Consider the following 23,200-nt stretch of genomic DNA (forward strand, 5'->3'; position numbering starts at 1 on the left):
TTCTGTTTGTTTTCTCCGCGACGGAGGTCGATTTTGTCTACACGGGTTTCTAGGAAACTGCGCCTTTCGCTCGCGGCCCTTGGCACGATCGGGGCTGTCGTTGCGCTGGTCTTCTCGGCGCTGACATGGCTGGCCATCAGCGCCGAGCGCAATTTCTTCATGTTCCCGTATAAACAGGAAAGCTGGTATCGCTTTCTGCTGCCATCGCAATTTTCGGACCGGGACAAGCCTGTCCTGATGCTGACCGGCCCCTCCACCGTGCGCGAGAACCTGCGGTGGGAGCAGATGCAGGACGCGTTTCCCGACTATCACGTCTACCAAGGGGGCATCAGCTTAGGGACAATCGAAGACGTGATGATCGCGCTGAAACTGATCGAGGCAGCCTATGGCGAAGATGCACTTCCGGATTATGTCGTCCTTGGCCTCGGCCCCCGGTTCGTTGCCAACCTGCCGTCTGATCGGCCCTTTGAGACAATCGTCGAAACCTACAGTCCCTGGTCGGTGACAACTGGCCCGGATGGGGTTGAGATACATAAAAAGCCCCTGTTTAGGGCCGCTTTGGCCAAAATCGACTTCCTCAGCAAGCAGCCCGAGCGTTTCAGATCCGCCCTGCGCGCCTGGGCGGCATATCTGGGACACTCGGTCGAGGACTGGCCCCCCGGCGAAGCCCTTTTGCGTAAAACCGGGGTGCTGAATGTATGGAGATCGCAGACCGAAAGACAGCGCAGGCTGGTGTCGCCGTATAAATTCTCCAGAAGCACTGGTCTGCCAGAAGAGGATCTTGCGGTCTATATGTCCGGCAGTTGGTGGGAGTCTGTCTTTGCCTGGGATGCGCAAAAGAACGGCAAGGCTGCAGCTGCGCGTCTGCGCCAGCTTCTGGATTTCCTCGACGCGCACGATATCGGCGTTGCGGTCGTCAATATGCCGGAACGGTCATATTCCCGCGACCGGTTTGCCTTCGACTACGAAGATTACCTGGGCGCGATCCGTGATGGCATCGGGACGGCTCCGTTCCTCGACCTGAGCACATTCGCGCGGGATGATGAGTTCCACGACGCCGAACATACCATACCGGCAGGATCACAACGTCTGACGGACCGCGTCATAGTTTGGGTGCAATCGCTGCTGACATAACGTATATAAGTAAGAGAATAAGATACCGATGTTATTGTGATTAATTATATTGGGTGAACAGGTACCCTGATTTTGGGGGTGGGTAAGTGGTTTTAGATGTTAAGGCCGGGGATGCGTATCCCGGCGCAGATGTTGTCAGTGATACGGCGCGGACACAGGTTCTGGGCGCGCTGCGTGCAACTGAATCCATCCAGGATTACCTTTCTTTGTGCCGCAAATGGCGCAAGATCGACCGGACCGCCGGCGATGACGGGCGCAACGAATTGCGCGTCGCGCTTCTGAGCGGCGCGACAACCGATTTTCTTGAGCTTCCTCTGCGCGCCGAACTTGACAGCTTTGGCCTGCGCACCCGCATTCACCGCCCGGATTTCAACACCCATGTTGCCGAGCTTCTGGACCCTGCAAGCGCGGCGGTCAGGTTTGCGCCGCAGATCGCAGTTCTGCTGCTTGGGCCGTCCGACATCACGGACTGGCCTGCCGTCGGCGACACCGAGGCGGATGTGGCGATGCTGGCCAACCGGTTCGTCGATCTGTGGCTGAACAGCCTCTGTGCAGCGTTCCATCGGGAAACCGGGGCTGACATCATACTCGGCAACCTGCATCTGCCGCCGACATCAGCGACCGGCCATCTCAGCCGCCGCCTTCCGTGGGATCGCACCAATTTCGTGCGCCGGATCAATCAGCTTTTGGCGGAGCAGGCCCCGAAATTCGTCCATATACTGGACGTGGAGCTTCTGTCTGCCCGCCATGGGGTCCAGCGCTGGTTCGATCCCCGTTTTTGGCATCACGCCAAACAGCCCGTCTCGTTCGATTGCATGATCCCGCTGGTGCGCGACACGGCGGGGATTATCGCGGCCATCTACGGCAAGACCTCGAAATGTATCGTGCTTGATCTCGACAATACGCTGTGGGGCGGCGTTGTCGGGGATGACGGGGTGAACGGCATCAAGGTTGGTCAGGGCAGCGCCGAAGGCGAGGCGTTCCTGGCCTTTCAGAATTACCTGCTGGAATTGAAGGCGCGGGGCATCCTGCTTGCCGTGGCCTCAAAAAACGAAGAGGCCAACGCGCGCGCGCCGTTCGACACGCTGGATGACATGGCGCTGAAATTCGCCGATTTCGTCTCGTTCAAGGCGAACTGGGGGCCCAAGCCCGATAGCATCGCTGCCATCGCAAAAGAGCTGAACATCGGGCTCGACGCGATCGTCTTCGTCGATGACAACCCGGCGGAACGTGCTTTGGTGCGGCAGAGCCTGCCTGAGGTGCGCGTGTTGGAACTGGGCGATGATCCTTCAGAATACCCGTATCTTCTCAGCCGGTCAGGCTGGCTTGAGACCATCGAGATCACCAGCGAGGACCGCAAGAAATCCGAACAATACGCCGCCAACCGCTCGCGCACGGAACTTGCGGAAAGCGCGGTAGATTATGACAGCTATCTGCGTTCGCTGAACCAGAAAGCCATAATCCGCCCGTTCGAGCCCGAACATCTGGACCGGATTACGCAGCTCATCAACAAGACCAACCAGTTCAACCTGACCACCCAACGGATGACACGATCCGAGGTCGAAGCGCTCGCCGCCAGCGACACCGCCCTTACCGCCTATATGAGGTTGAAGGATACTTTCGGTGACAATGGCCTGATCAGCGTTGCCGCAGGAACGGTGGACGGTGAAACGCTGACGCTCGACCTTTGGCTGATGAGTTGCCGCGTGTTCAAACGGGGCGCCGAATTTGCGATGGCGAATTACCTGATGCAGGAAGCCGCGCGCCGCGGGATCTCGCGCGTCAGGGGTATCTATCGGCCAACGGCAAAGAACGGGTTGGTCGAAACCCTCTATGCCGATCTCAATTTTGAACAGGACGGTGTTGCGGAAGATGGCACCAAAACATGGGGTCGCGCCCTTGCCGGGTTCGAACCGGTTCCCGTCAGCATAGATATAGTGGAGGATTTTGCGTGACCGAGAGTGAGGTATGGCAGCGCTTAACGTCGGTATTTCAGGACGTTTTCGAGGATGACGAGATCACGTTAAGCCCCGAGACCACCGCCGAAGACATCGAGGACTGGGATTCGCTGACGAACATCCAGTTGCTGATCGCCATCGAGAAAGCGTTCTCGGGGCTTGAGTTCAGCACCGGAGAGGTCGCGAACCTGCAGAATGTCGGCGATCTGGTGTCGGCGATCACAAAGCGCGTTACAGCCTGACGCATCCGAAAAGAGGGGACGATACACTCGGGAACGGATGCCATTGCGCCTGTCCTGCGGGATCAAAGCGCGGGCTGATCTTTGGGTGCAACAGGGGGCTCATCTCTTCGCATCCCCTTCATGACAGCCCGGTATTCAGTTGCTATGAACATGTTGTGTTAACACGGGTTTTGAGTACATGCAGATTGAAGATACCGCCTTACCCGGCGTCCTGATCCTGACGCCAAAGCGGTTCGGTGATGAGCGCGGGTTTTTCTCGGAATCCTGGAACCGAAATACTCTGGCCGCGCATGGGATTACCCTGGATTTCGTGCAGGATAACCATTCGGTTTCGGCCAGTGTTGGCACCCTGCGCGGGATGCATTTCCAGTCACCGCCCCATGCGCAGGACAAGCTGGTGCGCTGTGGGCAGGGGGCGTTGTTCGATGTGGTGGTCGACATCCGCAAGGGCTCTCCCACATATGGGCAATGGCTGGGTGTCGATCTGACCGCAGAGAACGGAAAACAGGTTCTGGTGCCCAAGGGGTTTCTGCACGGTTTTGCCACGCGCGCGCCCGGCACTGAGATTTGCTACAAATGCACCGATTATTATGCGCCCGATTGCGACGGGTCGGTGCATTGGGACAGTTGCGGCATCGACTGGGGGCTGACCGGCGAGCCGGTATTGTCCGACAAGGATAAAATCGCACCGGCACTGGCCGATTTCGACAGCCCGTTTGTCTGGGGGGATGCATCATGAAGCTTCTGGTAACAGGCGGTGCCGGTTTCATCGGCTCGGCCGTAGTGCGGCGGGCGATTGCGGACGGGCATCAGGTGGTCAATCTGGATGCGCTGACCTACGCGGCCTGTCTGGAAAACGTTGCCGGGGTGGCGGATCACCCCAGTTACACCTTTGTAGAGGCTGATATTCGGGATCGCGCCGCCATGGACCGGGTCTTGGTCGATCATCGTCCGGACGCGATCATGCATCTGGCGGCGGAAAGCCATGTGGACCGGTCAATCGACGGGCCCGGTGCCTTTATCGAAACCAACGTGACCGGCACCTATACGCTGCTCGAGGCGGCGCGCGCCTATTGGGAAGGGCAGGGGCGGCCCGATAGTTTCCGGTTCCATCATATCTCGACCGATGAGGTCTATGGCTCGCTGGGGCCAACCGGGCAGTTCACCGAAGAAACGCCCTATGATCCCCGCTCACCTTATTCGGCCAGCAAGGCGGCCAGTGACCATCTGGTGCGGGCCTGGGGGGAAACCTATGGCCTGCCGGTGGTGCTGACGAATTGTTCGAACAATTACGGGCCCTATCATTTCCCGGAAAAGCTGATCCCGGTCATGATCCTGAATGCTCTGGCAGGCAAGCCACTGCCGATTTACGGTGATGGCTCCAATGTTAGAGACTGGTTATACGTCGAAGACCATGCCGAGGCGCTGCTGCTGGTGGTGCAAAAAGGCCAGCTTGGGCGCAGCTATAATATCGGTGGCGAGAATGAACGCTCGAACCTGCAATTGGTACAGACCCTGTGCGGTATTCTGGATCGCCTGCGCCCTGCGGTCACGCCCTATGCCGATCTGATCACCTTTGTCACCGACCGTCCGGGCCATGATGCGCGCTATGCCATCGACCCGACTCGCATTCGGGACGAACTGGGCTGGCGGCCCTCGGTCACGGTCGAGGAAGGGCTGGAGAAAACCGTTCAGTGGTATCTGGACAATGAAAGCTGGTGGCGGGCGCTGCAAAACCGCGAGGGCGTGGGCAAGCGGTTGGGCGTGACGGCATGACCCTCCTCGTCTTTGGCAAAACCGGGCAAGTGGCGCGGGAACTGGCGGCTTTGGCCGATGTGACTTGTCTGGACCGATCCCAGGCGGATCTGGAGCAACTTGAGACCTGCGCGGCAGCCATCCGGACCGCAGCGCCCAAAGCCGTGATCAATGCCGCCGCCTATACCGCCGTGGACCGGGCCGAAGAGGAGGAGCCGCTGGCAACCGTTATCAACGGCGAGGCACCCGCCGCAATGGCCCGGGAATGCGCCGCCTTGGGTATCCCATTCGTCTCTATTTCGACGGATTACGTGTTTGACGGGTCGGGAGACACCCCCTGGAACCCCACCGATCCGACCGGCCCGCTGGGGGCCTATGGCCGCTCAAAACTGGCCGGAGAGCAGGGGATCACGCAGGCAGGCGGTACCTATGGCATCCTGCGCACCTCATGGGTGGTGTCGGCCCATGGCAACAACTTCGTCAAGACAATGCGGCGGCTGGGGGGCGAGCGGGATCAACTGTCCATCGTGGCGGACCAGATCGGTGGTCCGACGCCGGCGCGGGATATCGCGGCGGCCTGCCTATCCATGGTACGCCAACTGGCCGAGGACGCGGATAAGACCGGCATCTACCACTTTGCAGGCGCGCCGGATGTCAGTTGGGCCGGGTTTGCGCGTGCAATTTTTACCGAATTAGACACTGATTGTAAGGTAACGGATATCCCCTCCAGCGATTATCCCACACCTGCGCAGCGACCGTTGAATTCCCGCCTTGATTGCTCCTCACTGGAAACAACTTTCGGCATTAGCCGTCCGAATTGGCGGCAGGGTTTAAGAGATATCCTGAGAGATTTGGAAGGCGCATCATGACGACACGCAAAGGCATCATACTTGCGGGGGGATCGGGCACCCGGCTCTATCCGATCACGATGGCCGTGTCGAAGCAGCTGCTGCCGCTCTATGATAAGCCGATGATCTATTACCCGCTGTCGGTGCTGATGCTTGCCGGTATCCGGGAAATCTGCGTGATCACCACGCCGCAGGATCAGGACCAGTTCAAGCGCACGCTGGGGGATGGCAGCCAGTGGGGGGTCAGCCTGACCTATGTGGTGCAGCCCAGCCCCGACGGTCTGGCGCAGGCTTTCATTCTGGCCGAAGAGTTCCTGGCGGGCGCACCTGCAGCGCTGGTTCTGGGGGACAATATCTTTTTCGGTCACGGCCTGCCAAAGCTGCTGGCCGCAGTGGACAAGCAGGCCGAGGGCGGAACCGTGTTCGGCTACCACGTGGCTGATCCCCAACGCTATGGTGTGGTCGCCTTTGATGCGGATGGGCGCGCAAAAGAGATCATCGAAAAACCGTCTGAGCCCCCTTCGAACTACGCGGTGACGGGCCTGTATTTTCTGGATGGCACCGCGCCAGAGCGCGCAAGACGGGTGAAACCTTCCCCTCGGGGCGAGCTGGAGATCACCGATCTGCTGCAGATGTACCTGGAAGAAGGCCAGCTTAGGGTCGAAACCATGGGGCGCGGCTATGCCTGGCTGGATACCGGCACCCATGCCAGCCTGCTGGACGCGGGCAATTTCGTGCGGACGCTGGAGGAACGGCAGGGATTGCAAACCGGCTGCCCGGAAGAGATCGCGTGGCAACTGGGTTGGATCAACGAGCAACAATTGCGCCAGCGCGCCGAGATGTTCGCCAAGAACGAATACGGCGCTTATCTGGACGGTTTGCTGAAATAAGCGAACAAGGCCATTGGGCCGGGGCGCGCAAGGCTTGCAGTCAGACCCAAAAAATGCACCCTGAAAGCTGATTGACGTAAATTGAAGTGGTGAAAATTTTTCGGGTTAATTGGTTTATGTGAACGGTGTGTCGAAAATTTCCTACAGACCGGACATTGACGGGCTTCGCGCTGTCGCCGTAGTTCCCGTTGTCCTGCATCATGCTGGCTTTGCCGCGGTCCCGGGCGGGTTTGTCGGTGTGGATATATTTTTCGTCATCTCTGGCTTTCTGATCACCAGAATTCTGACGCGCGAAATTCGCGACGGGCAGTTCTCGTTGCTGTCCTTTTACGAACGCAGGGCCAGACGCATCCTGCCCGCGCTTTTTACCGTGCTTGTCGCCTGTCTGGCCGTCGGGTGGTTTCTGCTGTTGCCCAGCCAGTATGACGCGCTTGCACGATCCACGGCGGCAACGCTGCTTTTTGTGTCTAACGTGTGGTTCTGGGACGCCGCGGGGGATTACTTTGGCCGAGGGGTCGAACTGGCGCCGCTGCTTCACACCTGGTCTCTGGCGGTTGAAGAACAGTTCTATCTTGGGTTTCCAATATTGCTGTGGTTGATGGCAAAGCAATCGCGCCGCTTTTGGGTCGGTGTGATTGCGGTGATTTCCCTCCTGTCTCTGGGGCTGTCCATATGGGCCACGACCGCCGCACCCATTGCCAACTTTTACCTCACGCCGATGCGGGTGTGGGAACTGGGGCTGGGGGCGTTGCTGGCGGTCGGGGCCTTTCCCGCGCTCCGCCGCCCGTGGGCCGCCGAGGCAATCGGGCTGATCGGGCTGGCCATGATCGCTGGCAGCATCGTGCTGATCTCGGAAGATACGCCCTTTCCCGGGTTGATGGCTGTGCCGCCCTGCGCCGGTGCGGCGTTTTTGATCTGGGCGGGGATGCACGGCACCTCGGCTGCAGGCAGGCTGCTGGCTTTGCGCCCGGTCGTCTGGATCGGGTTGATCTCTTATTCGCTGTATCTGTGGCATTGGCCGATCCTTGTCGCGGCCCGGGTGCAAAACGGCAGTGCGGATCTGCCGGTGATGACGGCGCTGGCCTGTGTTTTGCTGTCTGTCCTGCTGGCGGCGGCAAGCCTGTACCTGATCGAACGACCCTTCCGCATTCCCGCAGGCAAAGGCGGGTTTTCAAGGGGCCGTATCTTTGCGGGTTCAGGTGCCGGGGCGGCGCTCATATTGGGGTTGGCCGTTATACTGGTGGCGAAAGAGGGCGTCCCAAGCCGGGTTCCCGCCGAACTGGCGGCCAAAATGAACAAGTTCAAGGAATCCCACTATCTGATGGATGCCTGCAGACGGTGGGTCGAGGGGGAGGAGCCCTGCAAGATAGGGGCACCTGCCAAGGCCGATGCAGGACCCCGTGTTGTCGTGTGGGGGGATTCCCACGCAGGGTCCTTGCTGCCCGGCATAGATTCCTGGCTGAAAGACAACGAGATACCGGGGGAAGCCTTTGTTAAGTTTGGCTGCCCCGCGCTGCTGGGGGTTCGCCGCGCCGATATGGCCCCCGTTCATGGCTGTGACACCTATAACGAAATGGTGGTGCGCTATATCGAACAACTGCCCGATCTCGATGCCGTTGTCGTGGCATCGCGTTGGGCTTTGGCGACGGAGGGCGTTCGGGTGTCGGGGGAAGAGGGCAAATCAGCCGTTCTGGCGGCAACTGATGAGCGCCCCACCGGGATTGCGGATAATCCAAAACACGTGGAACAGGGTCTAAAACGGCTTCTTGAGCGGTTAAAAGACCGGGGGATCGAGGTTCTTATCGTCGGGTCGATCCCAGAGATCGGGTTCAACGTTCCTGACGCCCTTGCGGGCAGTGCCGCGTTCGGAACCCGGTTGCGCGTGCCCCCATCGCGGGAAGAATTTGACCACCGCAACACCCGCTCTTACGCAATTCTGGCGGCAGCCGGTCGGGAATTCGACGCAGCGCTGGCCCGCCCGGCCGATATTTTATGCGATGAGTTCTGCCGTATCCAACTGGATGGCCGCCCGCTTTACCGCGATGACGATCATCTGAGCGAGTTTGGCGCAAATTGGATTATGCCGGTCCTGCTGGATCAGCATTTATTGCAGAACTGATGCGCTCTGCTTGTACATTATGGCATATCTGTAAGGCCGAATTGCTCAACCCTTCAACAACCCGGGTCCTGTATTGAAAATGTCTGTAATCCAGAGACAGTTCACATCAAAATGTGCCAGCGCCGGTACATTCGTTTCGACGCAGGGGCTGGGAACGGGGATAATCGGGCAGGTTTCGGCGGGCGGCTGTGTCCGGCCCCGCGCAAGGTCAGGATTGGTTTGATGCCCGGAGATGCGAGTGTGATCGGAGAATCTGACATGACCCCGCCATCCCCCGCGATTGGCCGCAATGATCTGGCAATTCTTCTGTTCATTCTGTTGCTGGCCGCAGTGCTGCGGACTGCGGGGCTGAACACGCCGCTTTGGTATGATGAGATCTGGACCGTCGACACGCATGTTCGCCTGCCCTGGGGTGACATGATGCGCGAATATTCGATGAACCATCATTATTTCTTCAGCATGAAGGCCAAGCTGTTCTCGCAGATTTTCGGGGAGGAAGCCTGGGCCTATCGTTTCCCGGCGGTCTTGTTCGGCGTCGGCACCGTCGCTGCGATCTGGTGGCTGGCGAAAGAGGTCGCCAGCACCAGGATCGCGCATATCTCGGCCTTGCTTGTGGCTCTGTCCTACCATCAGGTCTGGTTTTCGCAGAACGCGCGCGGATATACCGAGCTTGCGTTCTGGAGCGTGCTTGGCCTCATTCTCTTTCTGCGGGGTATGCGCCGCCCGACGATGGGAACCTGGATCGCCTTTGGCCTGACCGCCGCTGCCGCTGTTTTCACCCACCTGACCGGCGCGTTTTTCTTTGTTGCGTTGGGGCTTGTCTGGCTGGTTTCTCTGGTGACCGGGTTTGGGCGGGAGGTCTTGAGCCGCGAATGGGTGCTGCAGCCGCTGATCGGCGTTGCCATCGCGCTGGTTCTGACCTTTCTGGTCTATCTGCCGATTTTGCCCAGTCTTCTGGACACCATGGGCGAGATTTCAGCAACATCCGCCGTCGATAAGATGCAGGTGTACCAAAACCCGGTCTGGACTATGGTCGAGGGGCTGCGAACCACAATCGGAAACACCGGTTCCCTGACGCTGATCGTGGCCATTGCCGGGCTGGCAACCCTTGTCTTTGGCGCAATAGGGACGCATTCGGCGCAGCCGCTGTTTTTCGTGTCTATTGCGATGCATATCGCGGTGACGCTGGCCATCCTGATGTCGCTGGATATGCGGATCTGGCCGAGGTTTTTCTTTGTCGATATCGGCCCGGTCATCGTTCTGATCGTTGTTGGCTGCAGCTATGGGGCCGGTCTGGTGGCGCGGATGTTCAGGCGGCCTCAGCTTGGGCGGGCGCTGTTTGCTGCGGGTGTTCTGGCGATGGTTGTCGTGTCCCTGTTTCTGGTGCAGCGCAACTATGATGCCCCGAAACAGGATCTGGCCGGGGCTTTTGCTTTTGTGGAAGAAACGCGCGGGCCGTCCGAACGGATCTATGCCATCAACCCCGGCGGTCCGGTTTTCGAAAGCCATTTCGGTGCCGATTGGACAACCATCGGTGATGCGGATGCTTACGCCCAGGCGATGGCCCAACCCGGTCCCGTGGCGCTGGTGGTTCTGTTCCCAAACCGGATGTTTCGCGTCATTCCAAGGCTGGAGGTCGATGTCGAGGGGCAGTTGGACTTCGTGCGCGCCTTTGCTGGCACGCTTGGGGACGGGCGGGTTCTTGTCTATCGGCGCCAGTGAATCGGGCTGGGTGGGCAATGTTCAGATCGTGAACAATCTGCCTGAAAACAACCGATTGAAATAAAACCGAACCGTCTGTCGGACGTCTTTCAAAAGGCCTATTTGTCCCGCGTCAGGCCCAGGGTGCTTTCCACGATATAGAGCGGGCGTTTGCGCGACTCCTCATAAAGGCGTCCAAGATATTCCCCGATCACGCCCAACACGATGAGTTGCAGGCCGCCGATCAGCAAAACCGCGACCATCAGCGAGGCATAGCCCGGAACGTCGATGCCGTAGATCAATGTCCGCACGATCAGAAAGATACCGTAAAAAATCGCACCAATCGCAGTGAGCATTCCGATATAGCCAGCGATCCTCAGCGGCACCGTGCTGAAGCCCGTGATCCCGTCCAGCGCAAAGTTCCAAAGCCGCCAGTAGTTGAACTTGGTTTCCCCGGCAACGCGCTCGGGCCGGTCGTAATAGACCTCGGCATGGCTGAACCCGACCCAGGCAAAAAGCCCCTTCATAAAGCGATTGCGTTCCCGCAACCGGCCGACCTCACCAACGACACGCCTGTCCATCAGGCGGAAATCCCCGGTGTTAGCGGGGATGCTCACGCCGGATAGCCGGTTGATTGTCTGATAGAATTTCGCCGCCGACCAGCGTTTCAGAGCGGTATCGGTGTCGCGATTGCGCCGGACGCCATACACCACGTCATACCCTTCGCGCCACTTTTCCAGAAACTCTGCGATCAGTTCGGGCGGGTCTTGCAGGTCGGCGTCAATCGGAACCACAGCCGCGCCCGAGGTGGCATCCAGCCCAGCCGTCAGCGCGACCTCTTTCCCGAAATTGCGCGAGAAATTCAGCACCTTGATCCGACCGTCACGGTCATGTGCCTCGGCCAGCACTCTGGCGGTGCCGTCTGTACTGCCGTCATTGACGCAGATGATTTCATAGCTTTCGCCCATTTTCTCCATCGCCTCTCCAAGGCGCTGGAACAGGGCGGGCAGGGCATCTTCTTCGTTGAACATGGGAATGACGAGGCTCAGCGTCGGCGTGGCCGGGTTGGCGGCTGTGGCTGCCCGCGACTGGGGGGTGGGTATGTTCATGTTCAGCGGCACCGTGGCAAATGTCTTGCTTCATATCTTTGGCAATAAATGATCATGGTTTGGCGACAGGTTCAAAGAATTCGGCGAAGAGCCCGGGTATTTTTTGTTTTTCAGTGGTAACTTCCGCTCAACCGGTTCCGATGCGGTCGCGCCCGGAACCCGAGAAGAATTGAGGCTCAGGTCCGACCGAACAGGGAGAGACAAATCAGTGCGCAGCAATGTCTGGATCGGGCTCATTGCGCTGGCGGCCTTGGCTGTCAGCCTGTTGGTCTTCGCGGTGATTGGCACGCCGATGGGGCATTCCTACGGTTTCAACATGAGCTGGACGGTGGCCTTTGCAGACGCGCTGAGCGGCGGCACGATTTACCCCCGGTTCCTGCCCGCCCTTTGGGATGGGGTCGGGGGGCTCGACTTTTTCTTTTACGCACCGCTTCCGTTTTATGTCGCGGCTGGCCCGGCCCAGTGGCTCTGCCCGGGGTGCAGCCCGCAGGTGCTTTTTGGGCTGTCCGGCGGTTTCCTGTGCTGGCTGTCCGGTGTGACGTTCTGGATCTTTGGTCGGCAGTTTCTGCCCCCAAAGCCCGCATTGGTGGCGGCCTTCGTGTGGGCACTGGCCCCTTACCATGTGGGCATCGACTGGATGGTCCGTCAGGCTGCGGGCGAGTTCGCAGCCTATGTTTTCGTGCCCCTTGTCGCGCATGGGGTGCTTGTGGCCCTGCGTGACCACCGCCCGGTCTGGTCCTTGCCGGTTGGGCTTGCCGGGCTTGGCCTCAGCCATCTGCCGACCCTGCTTTTGGTCGTGCATGTGATGGCCGTTATCGTCGTCGCGTGGATTTTGTTTTATCGCACCCGCTTTGTGCGGTCGCTTTTCATATTGGCTGTTCTGGGAATTGTGGGGATCGCCCTGTCCGCATTCTATTGGCTGCCAGCCATTATATTGCTTGGGGATGTGTCGCCCGAAGGCCTTTATACAAAGGAACTCATTCCAGAAAGCTGGTATCTGATCGGGGCGGATGTTCTGCCCGACAGCATGTACAAGCTTGCCCTTTTGATTTGCCAGTTGACCGCTGCCGCCGTGGCCGGGCTGGCCGTCGTGATGACGCAGGGCGAGGCCAGAAGAAACCTGATCATCTGGGCGCTGGTGCCCGCAATTCTTGTCCTTATGCTCAACAGTTCGGTCTCGCGGGTTCTGTGGGAGAACTGGATTATCGCCAAGGTCCAGTTCCCTTACCGGTTGACGGTGATTTCCGATCTGGCGCTTGCCCTTTCGATTGGCGCGCTCAGCATGGCCTTCGCCCGTGACCGCCGTTCGCGCCGAATTGCGTGGGTCGGTATGGGGGGGCTGGTGATTTCTTTCCTTGCTGTGGGGATGCTGCTGCCGGATCGCATTACCAAAGGCATTGCGGCGCGCGGGCAACCGATTGCGATGATTGGCGCGCCGGAATATCTGCCGCCAGCGGTGTTTGACCCGCTTGCCGAAGACGTCAAAGCCGAAGGGCAGCCGATCTGGCGATTGTCACGGCATATGCTGGAGCTTGCGGCAGAGATCGAAGCTGCGGGGTCCGGTTTCATCCAACCTGTGCACGAGGCACCCCGCCAGTGGGTCGTTCGCGTTGCAGACCCCGACCAACCGGAAAAGCCGCTGCGCGTTGCGCTGATGTATTGGTCACATCTGGAGGCCGAGACCACAGATGGAACCCCGCTGACACTCTCCCCAGACCCGGAAACCGGCTTTGTTACATTCGCCCCGGCAGACACGGATGTCAGGATCACCCTTCCTCGGCATTGGAGCGAATGGGTTGGCGTGCTTCTGGCCGGGCTCGGCCTGATCGCGGCGGTCTTTGCTCTGTACCGGGCGCGCAGGGCCGAGCCGGGCTTAACCCGGTTTGCGGAACACCCAGAGGGTTGAGATCACATAGTTGACGGCAAAGGACGCGCCGATCGCCACCAACAGGATGAACCAGAAGGGCAGGGCGGTGACATAGCCCAGCCCCGCGACCACGGCGAGCCGCACGACCAGCGAGGAGACCACTGCCATAAAGTACTTCACGTATCCTCGGACCGAGATCGTGCTTTGGCTGGTATGTTCGTAGCTGAAGATATTGTGCCCGCAGTAATTAATGACCGAGCCGAGGACAAAACCGCAGGTCGACGCAAGGACAGGCGGCGCAAGCAGAGCCGCAGCCAGCAGCAGCGCCAGCAGGTAATCCGCGATTGTGCCCAGGGCGCTGATGCCGAGAAACCTGAAAAACAGGCCTTTGTCTTTAAGATCCGAGATCATGGCAGGGCTGCGGGTTGGTGATTGGGAACAGGGCGGGGCAAGCTTTCACAGCGTTGGTTTCTAAAGGTCATCATTGGCACTCGGAACATCTCAGCGCCGCGTCGGGTAGTTTTTGACAAGTGTGGACCCGGCATTCAGGCGATCGACCTCGCTGCCGGGGCGCACCCCGTATTCGTGAAATCCATTGGCGGCACCGGTCGCATAGTAGATGAATTCCCGGTCATAGTAGCCGGGTCTTGCCGGGGACTGGTCTTGAACGATGGCGTTGTTGAGCACCGCCCAGTCCTTTTGGTTCTGATACCCGTTGATCGCGCTGACAACGTTTTGCTCGATCACGACATAGGTCGAGGATGAGACATTGATCCTTGGGATCGTGACCTTGCCGTCATTCGGCTGACGCACCCGGAGGATCGAGTTTTTGCGGATCGAAAGATTGTCTGCCCCGTGCACCGAAATGCCATGCAGATGCGCGTTGTAGATCACGTTGTTTTCGATCAGGACGTTCTTGTGGCGCAACAGAGGGTCATTCGTATCCTTCCCGCTTTTGCCCATGAAAATCGTCTGGGTGAAATCTCCGGCCCCGATGTCGAAGATATTGTCCCGGATCACGATGTTCGAACTGCCCCGGTTCGAGGTCCGCATAAGCTGGATCATGTCCCGGTGGTCGCGGCTGTCGCCGCCGCGAAATGTGTGGAACCGGTTATACTCGATCACCAGATCATCCATCCCGCTAAAGGCCATGCCATCGGCCCGGATGTCATAAAACTGGTTTCGGCTGAGCGTCAGGTATGTCGAATGAATTCCGGTCAGCGCCTTCCACCACTTTCGAAAAGTGCTGTTTGAAATGGTGACCTTGGAACTGTCCATGATCAACAAGCCACGGCCATGGCCGATGCCCCTGCTGTAATCGCCATCGAAGGTGGAATTGGTGATGGTGATATTGTGGCTGTTGCCAATGCTGAAGAAGTTGCTGCGGTGTTTGTCACCAGACTTGTAGGAATAGTCGAACACCAGCCCATCCAGCGCAAGATTGCCAGCCCCCTTCAGGCGCAGTTCTGTAAAACAGGCGGGTGCGTTGGGGTCTGCGGACCGGATCACGACCGGAGTTTTGAAGGCGTCCCGAATGCGCAAGGCACCATAATTTCCGCCAGCCAGCAGGATGGTTTCGCCGCCGCTGGCCGTGCTGAGCGCCTGCGACAGGCCTTGCGCGTCATGGATGATCTGCCCGTCCTGGGACGCTGATGCGGCGTTCACCCCGGTGCAGGCCGGGGCCGCACGCACTGGCGTTGCCGGTGCCATTAACAGAAGCATGGAGCAAAGCAGGATGCCAACAGAGATGTATGTGCGTCGCATGGGCGGTTGCTCTTCATAACATTGGCGGCAGGAAAACATTACGGGCATGCAAAAGCCTTGTCTATGACGGCCCCTTCACCAGCCCGCGAGCGCCCCTTAAAACCGGTAAAACGATCTGCCGGCAACGAAACCGTCAAGCCCGACAGAGCGCGCGAATTTATACAGATCGCTCGTTTTGTTGATGAAGCCCGAGCGTTTGAAGTTCAGCGACGTGTTGCACAAAACGCCGACGCCGCTGACCGCCTTGAACTCGGTCAGCAGGTCATACAGCATCGCATTCTGGTCTTTTGTCACGGTCTGCACCCGGGCTGACCCGTCCACGTGGCTTACGGCTTTGAGCCTCGGGTCAGTCACCTGCTGGAAATGCAGCATATGCGGCGAGGGGCCTGACCAGTCGAAATGTTTCGACACGTCGTCCTCAAGACAAACGGGGGACACCGGCGCAAGGCCCGCGCGGCCTTTGATCCTGTTCACCCGGTCGCGTGTTTCGGTCGAAAAAGGGGCTGCGAGGATTGATCGGTTCCCCAGCGCCCGTGGGCCGATTTCGCAATTTCCCATGACCCAGCCGATGACCATTCCGTCCTGCAGCGCGGCGGCAACCTCGCTCAAGTTTAGCTCGCGGCTGGTGACGCCCTCCATCTCGACCCGGTCGTCGTTGAAGGGCTGGCCTGCGTACACCGCCCAGTCCAGCTTGGCCCGCCCCGTGAAATGGCGCATGGCATCAACCGCCGTGCCAATTGCACAGCCGGAATCGTTGGTGCACGGAGGGATAAAGACATCGCGGAACAGGCCGCTGTCCCGCCAGCGTGTATTCCAGCGATAGTTCAGCCCGCATTCCCCGGAAATCAGCAACGGATAGCGCTTGGTCAGATTGGTCTTGGCGAAGTCATGGAAGCGGGAAAAGACCGCATCGGAATATCTGGCTGCAAGGTCGTGGAACCTTGGAGAGGTGACGCCAATGTTGTGGTAGGGCGAGTCCCGGAACGTATCCTTGTTCAGGAAATCGGGCCCCGCGCCGTTGTTCAGAAGCGCGTCAATCAAACCCTGCGCGTCGCCATCACTGGCGCCGGCATTCCCATGGGCGCTGGCGGATTGCAGCTTGCTGGAAAAGTCCTTTGCCAGGGTTTTTCCCGGTCCCGAAAAAGCGGGGTCCGCAAGCGCGTAGAGAAACGAAAACCGGCGTCCGGGCGCGGCCAGCACCCGCCCCTTGTGATGTATTTTCAGATCGCGGTCGATTTCATAGAAATCGCCCAGCTCATCTTCCCAGGCCAGCACATAACAAGGCTCGCCCTGTTCGAAGGGCGACATCGCATAGGCCGCCCAGATAAGCGAGCGCTCGTGCGAGGAGGAATAATAATCCAGCCGTTTGCCAAAGAAGTTCTTGGTCCCGACAATGGTCGTGCTTTCGTCGATGCCGAAACTTCCGGCCCCCGATATGACCGTGTGGCTTTCGCCCGGCGTCGACCAGCCGCTCAGCGCCAGAACGTCAGGCAGTTCGTTGAACCATAGCCCGGCGTCGAGCAGCGTATTGGGGTCGATGGGCGAGTTTCGGGGTAGGCTGTCTTTCTCGGCTTCGTAGGAAAACATCAGGTGCTGATTGGACGCATCAACACCTGCGACCGCCCCATCATGCCCGGATTTGAAGGAAAGAATTTTCATACCAGCACCCTAATCCAACCAGCCTTTCGTCGTCAGGTGATCAAGGACCGTCCGCGCGACGACCTGATGCCCCTCGGGGGTCCAATGTTCATCATCCAGAAAGTAGACCAATGTCCCGTCTGCGGCGGCCCTTTGCAGGGCAGGCGTCAAATCCATGTAGTTTACGCCGTTCCCATCTGCCCATGTCTGAAGCGTGGTTGCCAGTTCCAAAGGCACCCAGTCCTGCACAACGCTGTCATCGGGAAAGGCCAGCAGATCGCGGTAGACATCTATTTTCATCGGAATATGCGCGACCAGAAGTGTGCCGCCATTTTCCCGAACCAGCGCATCCCCTTGCACCAACAGGTCCTTCAGGTAGGGCAATCGCGCCTCGGCCCGTTCAGGCGGGCCATAGTCGAAATACATGGCCGTTTCCTCGGACCACGCCACGTCAGGGAAATTGCCGGACCGGGTCCGCGCATAATTGTCCTGCTGCAGGTTGCGGGCCGCCAGCGAGCTCCACGAGGCCAGGCTGGAGGACAGGCTGCCAAAGAACGACCGCTCGCTGAACCGGGCCGGTCCGGCAGAGGCCGCACTGCGGGACACAAATTGCTCATGGCTGATCGGGAAATAGGGCAGATCGTTGCCTTCAAACAGAAACCAGACCACGACCTTGGGCGAATAATCCTCTAGGTAGTGCAGCATCGCGCTGAGCCCGTGGTAAAGCGAATAGTCGCTTTGGGCGAGGCTTATGGCCGTATGGTCAGAGCCCGCCATGATCTGCTCGGTAACGGTCACATCCTGACCGACCTTGTAGCCTTCGATAAAGCTGTCACCGACAAGCAGCAGATCAGGATTTGCGATTGGGGTGCTGTTGCGAAAACCATTCTGATCATAAGTGTAGTCGGCTTCGTACAGGCGGTCCGTCTGCGCCCCCAGCGTCAGCACGGAATCCCCCGGTCGCACTTCGCTGTACTGGTCATTTGCGGGGCGGTGGAAAAAGCCGCCCGGCTCATAGATCCGGTTGTGAGGGCCGGTCAGGCCGACCCCTTTAGGGATAAAGACCTGCCGGTAGTCGATGAAGCCGGTCAGGGCGGGCAGTTCGATCAGAAGGGCGACAAATCCAAATGTCGCAACGCTCAGGGCAACATTCTGGGCAATGTCCCGGCGTCGGTCAGCCCGGGTTGTGAACGCATATACCAGTAGCGCCGCCATGCTGAGCAGGAGATTGAGGTAAAAGCTCTGCGGCAGATAGACCAGAAAGAAATGCTCAAAGCTTTCGGTGGGCTGGCGCGTTGCCGCCCAGATATAAAGAACAAAGCCAAGCAGGATCAGACCCAGCCACAGGCGCTGGCGTCCGAGGTTCAGAAAAGACAGCCCCACTGTTCCCAGCAGAATCTGAATCCCGATGATCGCGTAGATGATCAACTCGGAGTCGATCTGCCCGTCCGAGGCGACCACTGCCTGCACTGACCATTTGTTGAAACCCACACCCGCAGCTACCAGGAGAACCCCAAGCAGTGTCCGGTAGTCGAATTTGGATCGGGCGAGCATCATTTCTGTCTCATGCATCGAAATCAGGGGGACACATGTTGAACGCGCCGGAACCAACGCGATGAGAGATGCCAGCGCTAGTCAAGCTCGAACGCTTCTTTGTAGTCCTGTTTCAGCGCCTCATCCTGATCGGGTTTCCGCAGAACGCAGCGGCCAACAACCAGCATGTCCAGATCCGTGCCCATGAAACAGCGGAACGCGTCTTCGGGCGTACACACGATCGGCTCCCCCCGGACGTTGAAGGAGGTGTTGACCAGAACCGGGCACCCGGTGCGCTGTTTGAATTCGGAAATCAGCGCGTGGTACAGCGGGTTGGTTTCGGAATGGACAGTCTGCACGCGGGCGGAATAGTCGACATGCGTCACCGCCGGAATGTCCGAGCGCACAACGTTCAGCTTGTCGATCCCGAAAAGCTGCGTTTCCTCGTCGGTCATCGCGCGGCGCAGCTTTTCCTGCACATCTGCAACCAGCAGCATGTACGGGCTGTCATAATCCAACTCGAACCAGTCGTTTACATCTTCGCGCAGAACTGACGGGGCGAAGGGGCGGAAGCTTTCGCGGTACTTCACCTTGAGGTTCAGCGTCTTTTGCATCGACGGGGACCGCGGATCGCCGATGATCGATCTGCCCCCAAGCGCACGGGGGCCGAACTCCATCCGGCCCTGGAACCAGCCAAGCGCCTTGCCGTCGACCAGCGCCGCTGCCGCCTCGGCGATCATGGCGTCGGTCTCGAAGATCTCGTATTTTGCGCCAATGGCGGTCAGGCGCTGTTCAATGTCATCCTGCGCGAACTCGGGGCCCAGATAAGACCCTTTCATCTTGTCCGAGGCGCTGTCGCTTTGACGCTCGTTCTGCAGTTCCGTGTGCCATGCGGCCAAAGCGGTGCCGACCGCACCGCCGGCGTCCCCGGCGGCAGGTTGCACCCAGATATCCTTGAACGCGCCGTCGCGCAGGATGTGACCGTTGGCGACGCAGTTCAGCGCCACCCCTCCGGCCATGCACAGATTTTCGATGCCGTATTCCTGCGCGGCCGAGCGGGCCAGCCGCAGAACGATCTCTTCGGTGACGGCCTGAACCGAGGCCGCGATGTCCATGTGGAACTGGGTCAGCGGGTCTTTTTCCGGTTGGCGCACAGGCTCGCCAAACAGGTCCGCGAACTTTTGGTTGGTCATGGTCAGACCAACGGCATAGTTGAAATACTGCATGTCCAGCCTGAAGGACCCGTCCTCTTTCAGGTCGACCAGATGCTCAAGGATGACATCCTTGAAGCGGGGCGTGCCGTAGGGGGCCAGCCCCATGACCTTGTATTCACCGCTATTGACCTTGAAGCCCGTGTAATAGGTGAACGCGGAATAGAGCAGGCCGATCGAGTGCGGGAAATGGATTTCCTTTTCGATCTTCAGTTCTCGCCCACGCCCGATGGCCAGGGTCGTCGTCGCCCATTCGCCGACACCATCCAGGGTCAGTACCACCGCCTCTTCAAAAGGCGAGGGAAAGAACGCGCTGGCAGCGTGGCTGAAATGATGCTCGCTGAACATCAGCTTGTCGCCGGGCCGATACTCGGGGTCGTGGCGGCGCAGCTCGCGGGCCAGCAGGTCTTTCTGAAACAGCTTCTCGCGCAGCCAGACCGGCATTGCCATCCGAAAGGATTTCAGTCCGCGCGGCGCGTAAGAGACATATGTTTCCAGCAGCCGCTCGAACTTCAGAAACGGCTTGTCGTAAAAGGCGATGTGATCGACATCGCCAATTTTAAGCCCGGCCTCGGCCAGAACGTATTCGATTGCATGAAACGGATACCCCGCATCATGCTTCTTGCGCGTAAAACGTTCTTCCTGCGCGGCGGCAACCAAGGTGCCATCGACAACGATAGCCGCAGCGCTGTCGTGATAGAACGCGGAGATTCCCAGAATTGCGGTCACGGTTCGAACCTAGAACAGAGTATAGATGAACGGAGCGATGGCCGAGCCCTGGCTGAGCACGATCAGCCCGCCGAAAATCACCATCATGATGAGGATCGGAAGCAGCCAGAATTTCTTTCGAATTTTGAGAAATTGCCACATCTCTACCAGAAACGACATCCGATACTCCTAAAATTGATTTTTCATCGGGCCCACATCATCCGTGCGCTCGATCCAATATGTGTTCGCATCTTTGTTCAGCTTTTGCCTTAAAAGGTCTTTGCCCAAAGCCCGCATGACCAGCCCGGTCGGGGTCACCGTCAGGAAGTAGACTAAAGCCATAACAATGGGGGCAACAATCGAGCCCAGAAGCAGGCCGAACTTTGTCCACAGCCGGTTTGGCCCGGACAGCAGCAACGGGCGCAGCAGGGTGATCAGCACAAACGCGACCGCGATCGCCAGCGCCCAATACCGCAGCCCCCCGCCATGGATCAGCGGCCAGAGACCGATGATGGTGAAGACGGCTGCGAAAACAAATCCAAAGTTGCGGTTGCTGCCACCCTCGACTTCGTGGCGTGCCTCAATATCAATCATAATAAGATTATCTCATTCGGATAACGCTAAGAACTCATACGCTGCCCTGTACAACCAGTCAGGGAAACCAACTTTGGTAATTTATACACCCGGACTGTGGCATTGTCGCAAAGTTTTTTGGCGAATGAACCCGATTTGCCAGCTTCGGGACACAAGCGCCGGTTTTGCGATCTGCATGAGCGGGAAAATCGCACTTACTGTCGTGAGCAGGGAAACAAATGGGGCTGGGGTCCGGGATTGGCCGAATCCCGCAGTTTCGGCAGAGCGCTGCGAGGCCGCGCGCGCAGGTGGGGCTGTTTTCAGCCTTCGATCTGTGCCGTGCCAGTGCGTGGTGACCCGTAAGGGGCGGTGCAAGAATCCCCGATATGCGCCCCGCGATCCTGCCTTGCCCCTTCCAAACCCCTTATTTGTATCGGTCTGAGACCACATGGCGCAAGCCGCGGGACCTTCTGGAAGGGTGACGTAGCGGAACCCAGCAACTCATTGCCGATGCCTGACGCAAATACGCGAGGACACGCCTGAATTATGGCGATTTGGTGTCCATTGTTGCGATGAAGGAATCAATTGGGCAAACCCTCAGGTGACCGCTAAGGGAAATGGAACAATTCCCGGTATCGAGTATCGAGTTCACTCGGAAATGAAGGCAATGGGGCGTAATTGTCCCAATACAGGCAACAGTTTCCAAACATAGCCATATTCCGGCCAATCTGTCGCCCTTGTGCGACTGTTCCATCCGTCCTGGGTGAGCGGGATCTTCTGCGCTTTGGGTAAGCGCGTTTGGAAACACAGGTGTAAGATGACGACCATCACAGTAACTTCCGCGGCCGAGCTGAACCAGGCTCTGTCGCAGGCAACGGGGGGTGAAACCATCCTCCTTGCAGCAGGCGATTACGGCGCGTTGAATCTCGGGGCCAAATACGCGTCAACCGTCACGATCAAATCGGCGGACGCGAATGCGCCGGCCACAATCTCGTCGATGAATCTGAACGGTGCTTCGAATATCACGTTCGAAGATATGAACTTTGACTATACTTTTGGCGGTGAGGCCAAAAGCTACAAGCCCTTCCAGATTCACAACAGCTCGAACATCACCATCGACAACTCCACGTTCTCGGGCGACTGGGCCTCGGGCGTTTCGGCGACGGATGATGGCTATGGATGGGGCATGGGCCTGCTGGTTCGCACCAGCTCTGACGTGACCATTTCGAACAGCGAGTTTTTCGACTGGCTCAAGGGGATGAATATCGGGTCCAGCAGCAATGTGGCGGTCACGGGCAATGACATACATTCGATCCGCTCGGACGGTATGTATGTTGACGGTGTTCAGGGCGTTGTCATTGAAGGCAACTACATCCATGATTTTGAGCGCTCGCTGAACTCCGGGGACCACGGCGATTTCATTCAGTTTTCCAAGCTGTTGGGCCCCAGCAGTGACATCACGATCCGCAACAACGTCATCGACATGGGATCCGGGGATTGGGCCCAGTCGATCTTTATGGGAAGCGGCCATTCGGATCCCGGCGATCCGGCCATGTTCTACACGAATGTGCTGATCGAAGATAACATGATCTACAATGCACATACGCATGGCATCTCGGTGGCCGGTGCAAAGGATCTGACGATCGCGAACAACACCGTGCTGGCGGTACCCGGCGCATTGACCGGCGGCGTGTCGGTTCCAAAGATTTTCGTGTCCGGCGGTTCGCAGGATGTCACGATCCAGCAGAACGTCGTGTCCGCGATATCCGGATATAGCGGGCAGTCGGACTGGAGCGTTACGGATAATGCTTTGGTTAAGCCCCAGAACTATGACAGCGTGTTCACCTATCACGCGACTGGGGCAAAAGACGGGTACAACCAGTTTGGCGTCAAACCGGGCAGCATCATCGATAATCTGAATGCGGGATCCGACCTGGCACAGCAGTTCCCGTTCTCTTACGACCAGTGGGTCGGATCTGTTTCTACTGGCGGGAACAACTCGAACACCCAGCCTGGTGGTGGGACGACCCAGCCGGATACCGGGACAACCCAGCCGGACACCGGGACAACCCAGCCGGACACCGGGACAACCCAGCCGGACACCGGGACAACCCAGCCGGATACCGGGACCACCCAGCCGGATACCGGGA

The 23,200-nt window shown here is 58.7% G+C and carries 19 protein-coding genes; 11 read left to right on the forward strand and 8 right to left on the reverse strand.

What is annotated here, in order from left to right; all coding sequences use genetic code 11:
- Positions 1-33 precede the first annotated feature (33 nt).
- From ACR0JN_RS21665 to ACR0JN_RS21705, 9 genes are all read left to right on the forward strand, one after another.
- Complete coding sequence (locus ACR0JN_RS21665) at positions 34-1,134, forward strand: hypothetical protein (RefSeq protein WP_480888567.1); 1,101 nt, start codon at positions 34-36, stop codon at positions 1,132-1,134.
- Positions 1,135-1,220: 86 nt separating this feature from the next.
- Positions 1,221-3,089 carry an HAD-IIIC family phosphatase gene (locus tag ACR0JN_RS21670; RefSeq protein ID WP_480888568.1) on the forward strand — a complete coding sequence of 623 codons (1,869 nt, stop codon included), beginning with the start codon at positions 1,221-1,223 and terminating at the stop codon, positions 3,087-3,089.
- A complete protein-coding gene (locus tag ACR0JN_RS21675) occupies positions 3,086-3,334 on the forward strand; it encodes an acyl carrier protein (RefSeq protein ID WP_480888569.1) in 249 nt (82 codons plus the stop codon). The genes ACR0JN_RS21670 and ACR0JN_RS21675 overlap by 4 nt, the downstream gene beginning before the upstream one ends.
- Positions 3,335-3,512: 178 nt before the next feature.
- On the forward strand, positions 3,513-4,073 hold the full coding sequence (gene rfbC, locus ACR0JN_RS21680) for a dTDP-4-dehydrorhamnose 3,5-epimerase (protein ID WP_480888570.1): 561 nt from the start codon (positions 3,513-3,515) through the stop codon (positions 4,071-4,073).
- Positions 4,070-5,110 carry a dTDP-glucose 4,6-dehydratase gene (gene rfbB / locus ACR0JN_RS21685; RefSeq protein ID WP_480888571.1) on the forward strand — a complete coding sequence of 347 codons (1,041 nt, stop codon included), beginning with the start codon at positions 4,070-4,072 and terminating at the stop codon, positions 5,108-5,110. The genes rfbC and rfbB overlap by 4 nt, the downstream gene beginning before the upstream one ends.
- On the forward strand, positions 5,107-5,958 hold the full coding sequence (gene rfbD, locus ACR0JN_RS21690) for a dTDP-4-dehydrorhamnose reductase (RefSeq protein ID WP_480888572.1): 852 nt from the start codon (positions 5,107-5,109) through the stop codon (positions 5,956-5,958). The genes rfbB and rfbD overlap by 4 nt, the downstream gene beginning before the upstream one ends.
- Positions 5,955-6,827: a glucose-1-phosphate thymidylyltransferase RfbA gene (gene rfbA / locus ACR0JN_RS21695; protein WP_480888573.1), complete on the forward strand. Its 873-nt coding sequence runs from the start codon at positions 5,955-5,957 to the stop codon at positions 6,825-6,827. Before rfbD ends, rfbA begins: the two co-directional genes overlap by 4 nt.
- A gap of 127 nt (positions 6,828-6,954) precedes the next feature.
- Complete coding sequence (locus ACR0JN_RS21700) at positions 6,955-8,946, forward strand: acyltransferase family protein (RefSeq protein WP_480888574.1); 1,992 nt, start codon at positions 6,955-6,957, stop codon at positions 8,944-8,946.
- A gap of 258 nt (positions 8,947-9,204) precedes the next feature.
- Positions 9,205-10,668, forward strand: a complete 1,464-nt coding sequence (locus ACR0JN_RS21705) for a glycosyltransferase family 39 protein (RefSeq protein WP_480888575.1) — start codon at positions 9,205-9,207, stop codon at positions 10,666-10,668.
- A gap of 98 nt (positions 10,669-10,766) precedes the next feature.
- Here ACR0JN_RS21705 and ACR0JN_RS21710 read toward each other — a convergent pair whose 3' ends face one another.
- A complete protein-coding gene (locus ACR0JN_RS21710; RefSeq protein ID WP_480888576.1) occupies positions 10,767-11,756 on the reverse strand; it encodes a glycosyltransferase family 2 protein in 990 nt (329 codons plus the stop codon).
- Positions 11,757-11,964: 208 nt separating this feature from the next.
- On the opposite strand from ACR0JN_RS21710, the gene ACR0JN_RS21715 reads away from it, so the two are divergent.
- On the forward strand, positions 11,965-13,662 hold the full coding sequence (locus tag ACR0JN_RS21715) for a hypothetical protein (RefSeq protein ID WP_480888577.1): 1,698 nt from the start codon (positions 11,965-11,967) through the stop codon (positions 13,660-13,662).
- Here ACR0JN_RS21715 and ACR0JN_RS21720 read toward each other — a convergent pair.
- From ACR0JN_RS21720 to ACR0JN_RS21750, 7 genes are all read right to left on the reverse strand, one after another.
- A complete protein-coding gene (locus tag ACR0JN_RS21720; RefSeq protein ID WP_480888578.1) occupies positions 13,630-14,034 on the reverse strand; it encodes a GtrA family protein in 405 nt (134 codons plus the stop codon). The genes ACR0JN_RS21715 and ACR0JN_RS21720 overlap by 33 nt on opposite strands.
- A 90-nt stretch (positions 14,035-14,124) precedes the next feature.
- Positions 14,125-15,333 carry a right-handed parallel beta-helix repeat-containing protein gene (locus ACR0JN_RS21725; RefSeq protein ID WP_480888579.1) on the reverse strand — a complete coding sequence of 403 codons (1,209 nt, stop codon included), beginning with the start codon at positions 15,331-15,333 and terminating at the stop codon, positions 14,125-14,127.
- Between the two features lie 150 nt (positions 15,334-15,483).
- The gene (locus tag ACR0JN_RS21730; protein ID WP_480888580.1) at positions 15,484-17,046 is read right to left on the reverse strand and encodes a carbamoyltransferase C-terminal domain-containing protein; all 1,563 of its coding nucleotides are present in this window, start codon (positions 17,044-17,046) and stop codon (positions 15,484-15,486) included.
- Between the two features lie 9 nt (positions 17,047-17,055).
- Entirely contained in the window at positions 17,056-18,582 is a 1,527-nt protein-coding gene (locus ACR0JN_RS21735) for an alginate O-acetyltransferase AlgX-related protein (protein WP_480888581.1), read from the reverse strand.
- Between the two features lie 74 nt (positions 18,583-18,656).
- On the reverse strand, positions 18,657-20,498 hold the full coding sequence (locus tag ACR0JN_RS21740) for a carbamoyltransferase family protein (protein ID WP_480888582.1): 1,842 nt from the start codon (positions 20,496-20,498) through the stop codon (positions 18,657-18,659).
- A gap of 9 nt (positions 20,499-20,507) precedes the next feature.
- A complete protein-coding gene (locus ACR0JN_RS21745) occupies positions 20,508-20,657 on the reverse strand; it encodes a DUF5989 family protein (protein ID WP_377194769.1) in 150 nt (49 codons plus the stop codon).
- 9 nt (positions 20,658-20,666) lie between these two features.
- Positions 20,667-21,071, reverse strand: coding sequence for an SxtJ family membrane protein (locus ACR0JN_RS21750; RefSeq protein ID WP_480888583.1), 405 nt, complete (start codon positions 21,069-21,071; stop codon positions 20,667-20,669).
- A 796-nt stretch (positions 21,072-21,867) separates the two neighbouring features.
- Here ACR0JN_RS21750 and ACR0JN_RS21755 point away from each other — a divergent pair.
- Positions 21,868-23,200: right-handed parallel beta-helix repeat-containing protein (locus ACR0JN_RS21755; protein ID WP_480888584.1), on the forward strand; the 1,333-nt coding region annotated here is incomplete at its 3' end.

This window comes from Ruegeria sp. G12, from assembly GCF_056533565.1.

Excerpts from the sequence above, each read along its gene's own strand:
- rfbC (WP_480888570.1), top strand. The coding sequence starts at position 3,513 with ATGCAGATTGAAGATACCGCCTTACCCGGCGTCCTGATCCTGACGCCA.
- rfbB (WP_480888571.1), top strand. The coding sequence starts at position 4,070 with ATGAAGCTTCTGGTAACAGGCGGTGCCGGTTTCATCGGCTCGGCCGTA.
- rfbD (WP_480888572.1), top strand. The coding sequence starts at position 5,107 with ATGACCCTCCTCGTCTTTGGCAAAACCGGGCAAGTGGCGCGGGAACTG.
- rfbA (WP_480888573.1), top strand. The coding sequence starts at position 5,955 with ATGACGACACGCAAAGGCATCATACTTGCGGGGGGATCGGGCACCCGG.
- ACR0JN_RS21705 (WP_480888575.1), top strand. The coding sequence starts at position 9,205 with ATGACCCCGCCATCCCCCGCGATTGGCCGCAATGATCTGGCAATTCTT.
- ACR0JN_RS21710 (WP_480888576.1), bottom strand. The coding sequence starts at position 11,756 with ATGAACATACCCACCCCCCAGTCGCGGGCAGCCACAGCCGCCAACCCG.
- ACR0JN_RS21720 (WP_480888578.1), bottom strand. The coding sequence starts at position 14,034 with ATGATCTCGGATCTTAAAGACAAAGGCCTGTTTTTCAGGTTTCTCGGC.
- ACR0JN_RS21725 (WP_480888579.1), bottom strand. The coding sequence starts at position 15,333 with ATGGCACCGGCAACGCCAGTGCGTGCGGCCCCGGCCTGCACCGGGGTG.
- ACR0JN_RS21730 (WP_480888580.1), bottom strand. The coding sequence starts at position 17,046 with ATGAAAATTCTTTCCTTCAAATCCGGGCATGATGGGGCGGTCGCAGGT.
- ACR0JN_RS21735 (WP_480888581.1), bottom strand. The coding sequence starts at position 18,582 with ATGATGCTCGCCCGATCCAAATTCGACTACCGGACACTGCTTGGGGTT.
- ACR0JN_RS21745 (WP_377194769.1), bottom strand. The coding sequence starts at position 20,657 with ATGTCGTTTCTGGTAGAGATGTGGCAATTTCTCAAAATTCGAAAGAAA.
- ACR0JN_RS21750 (WP_480888583.1), bottom strand. The coding sequence starts at position 21,071 with ATGATTGATATTGAGGCACGCCACGAAGTCGAGGGTGGCAGCAACCGC.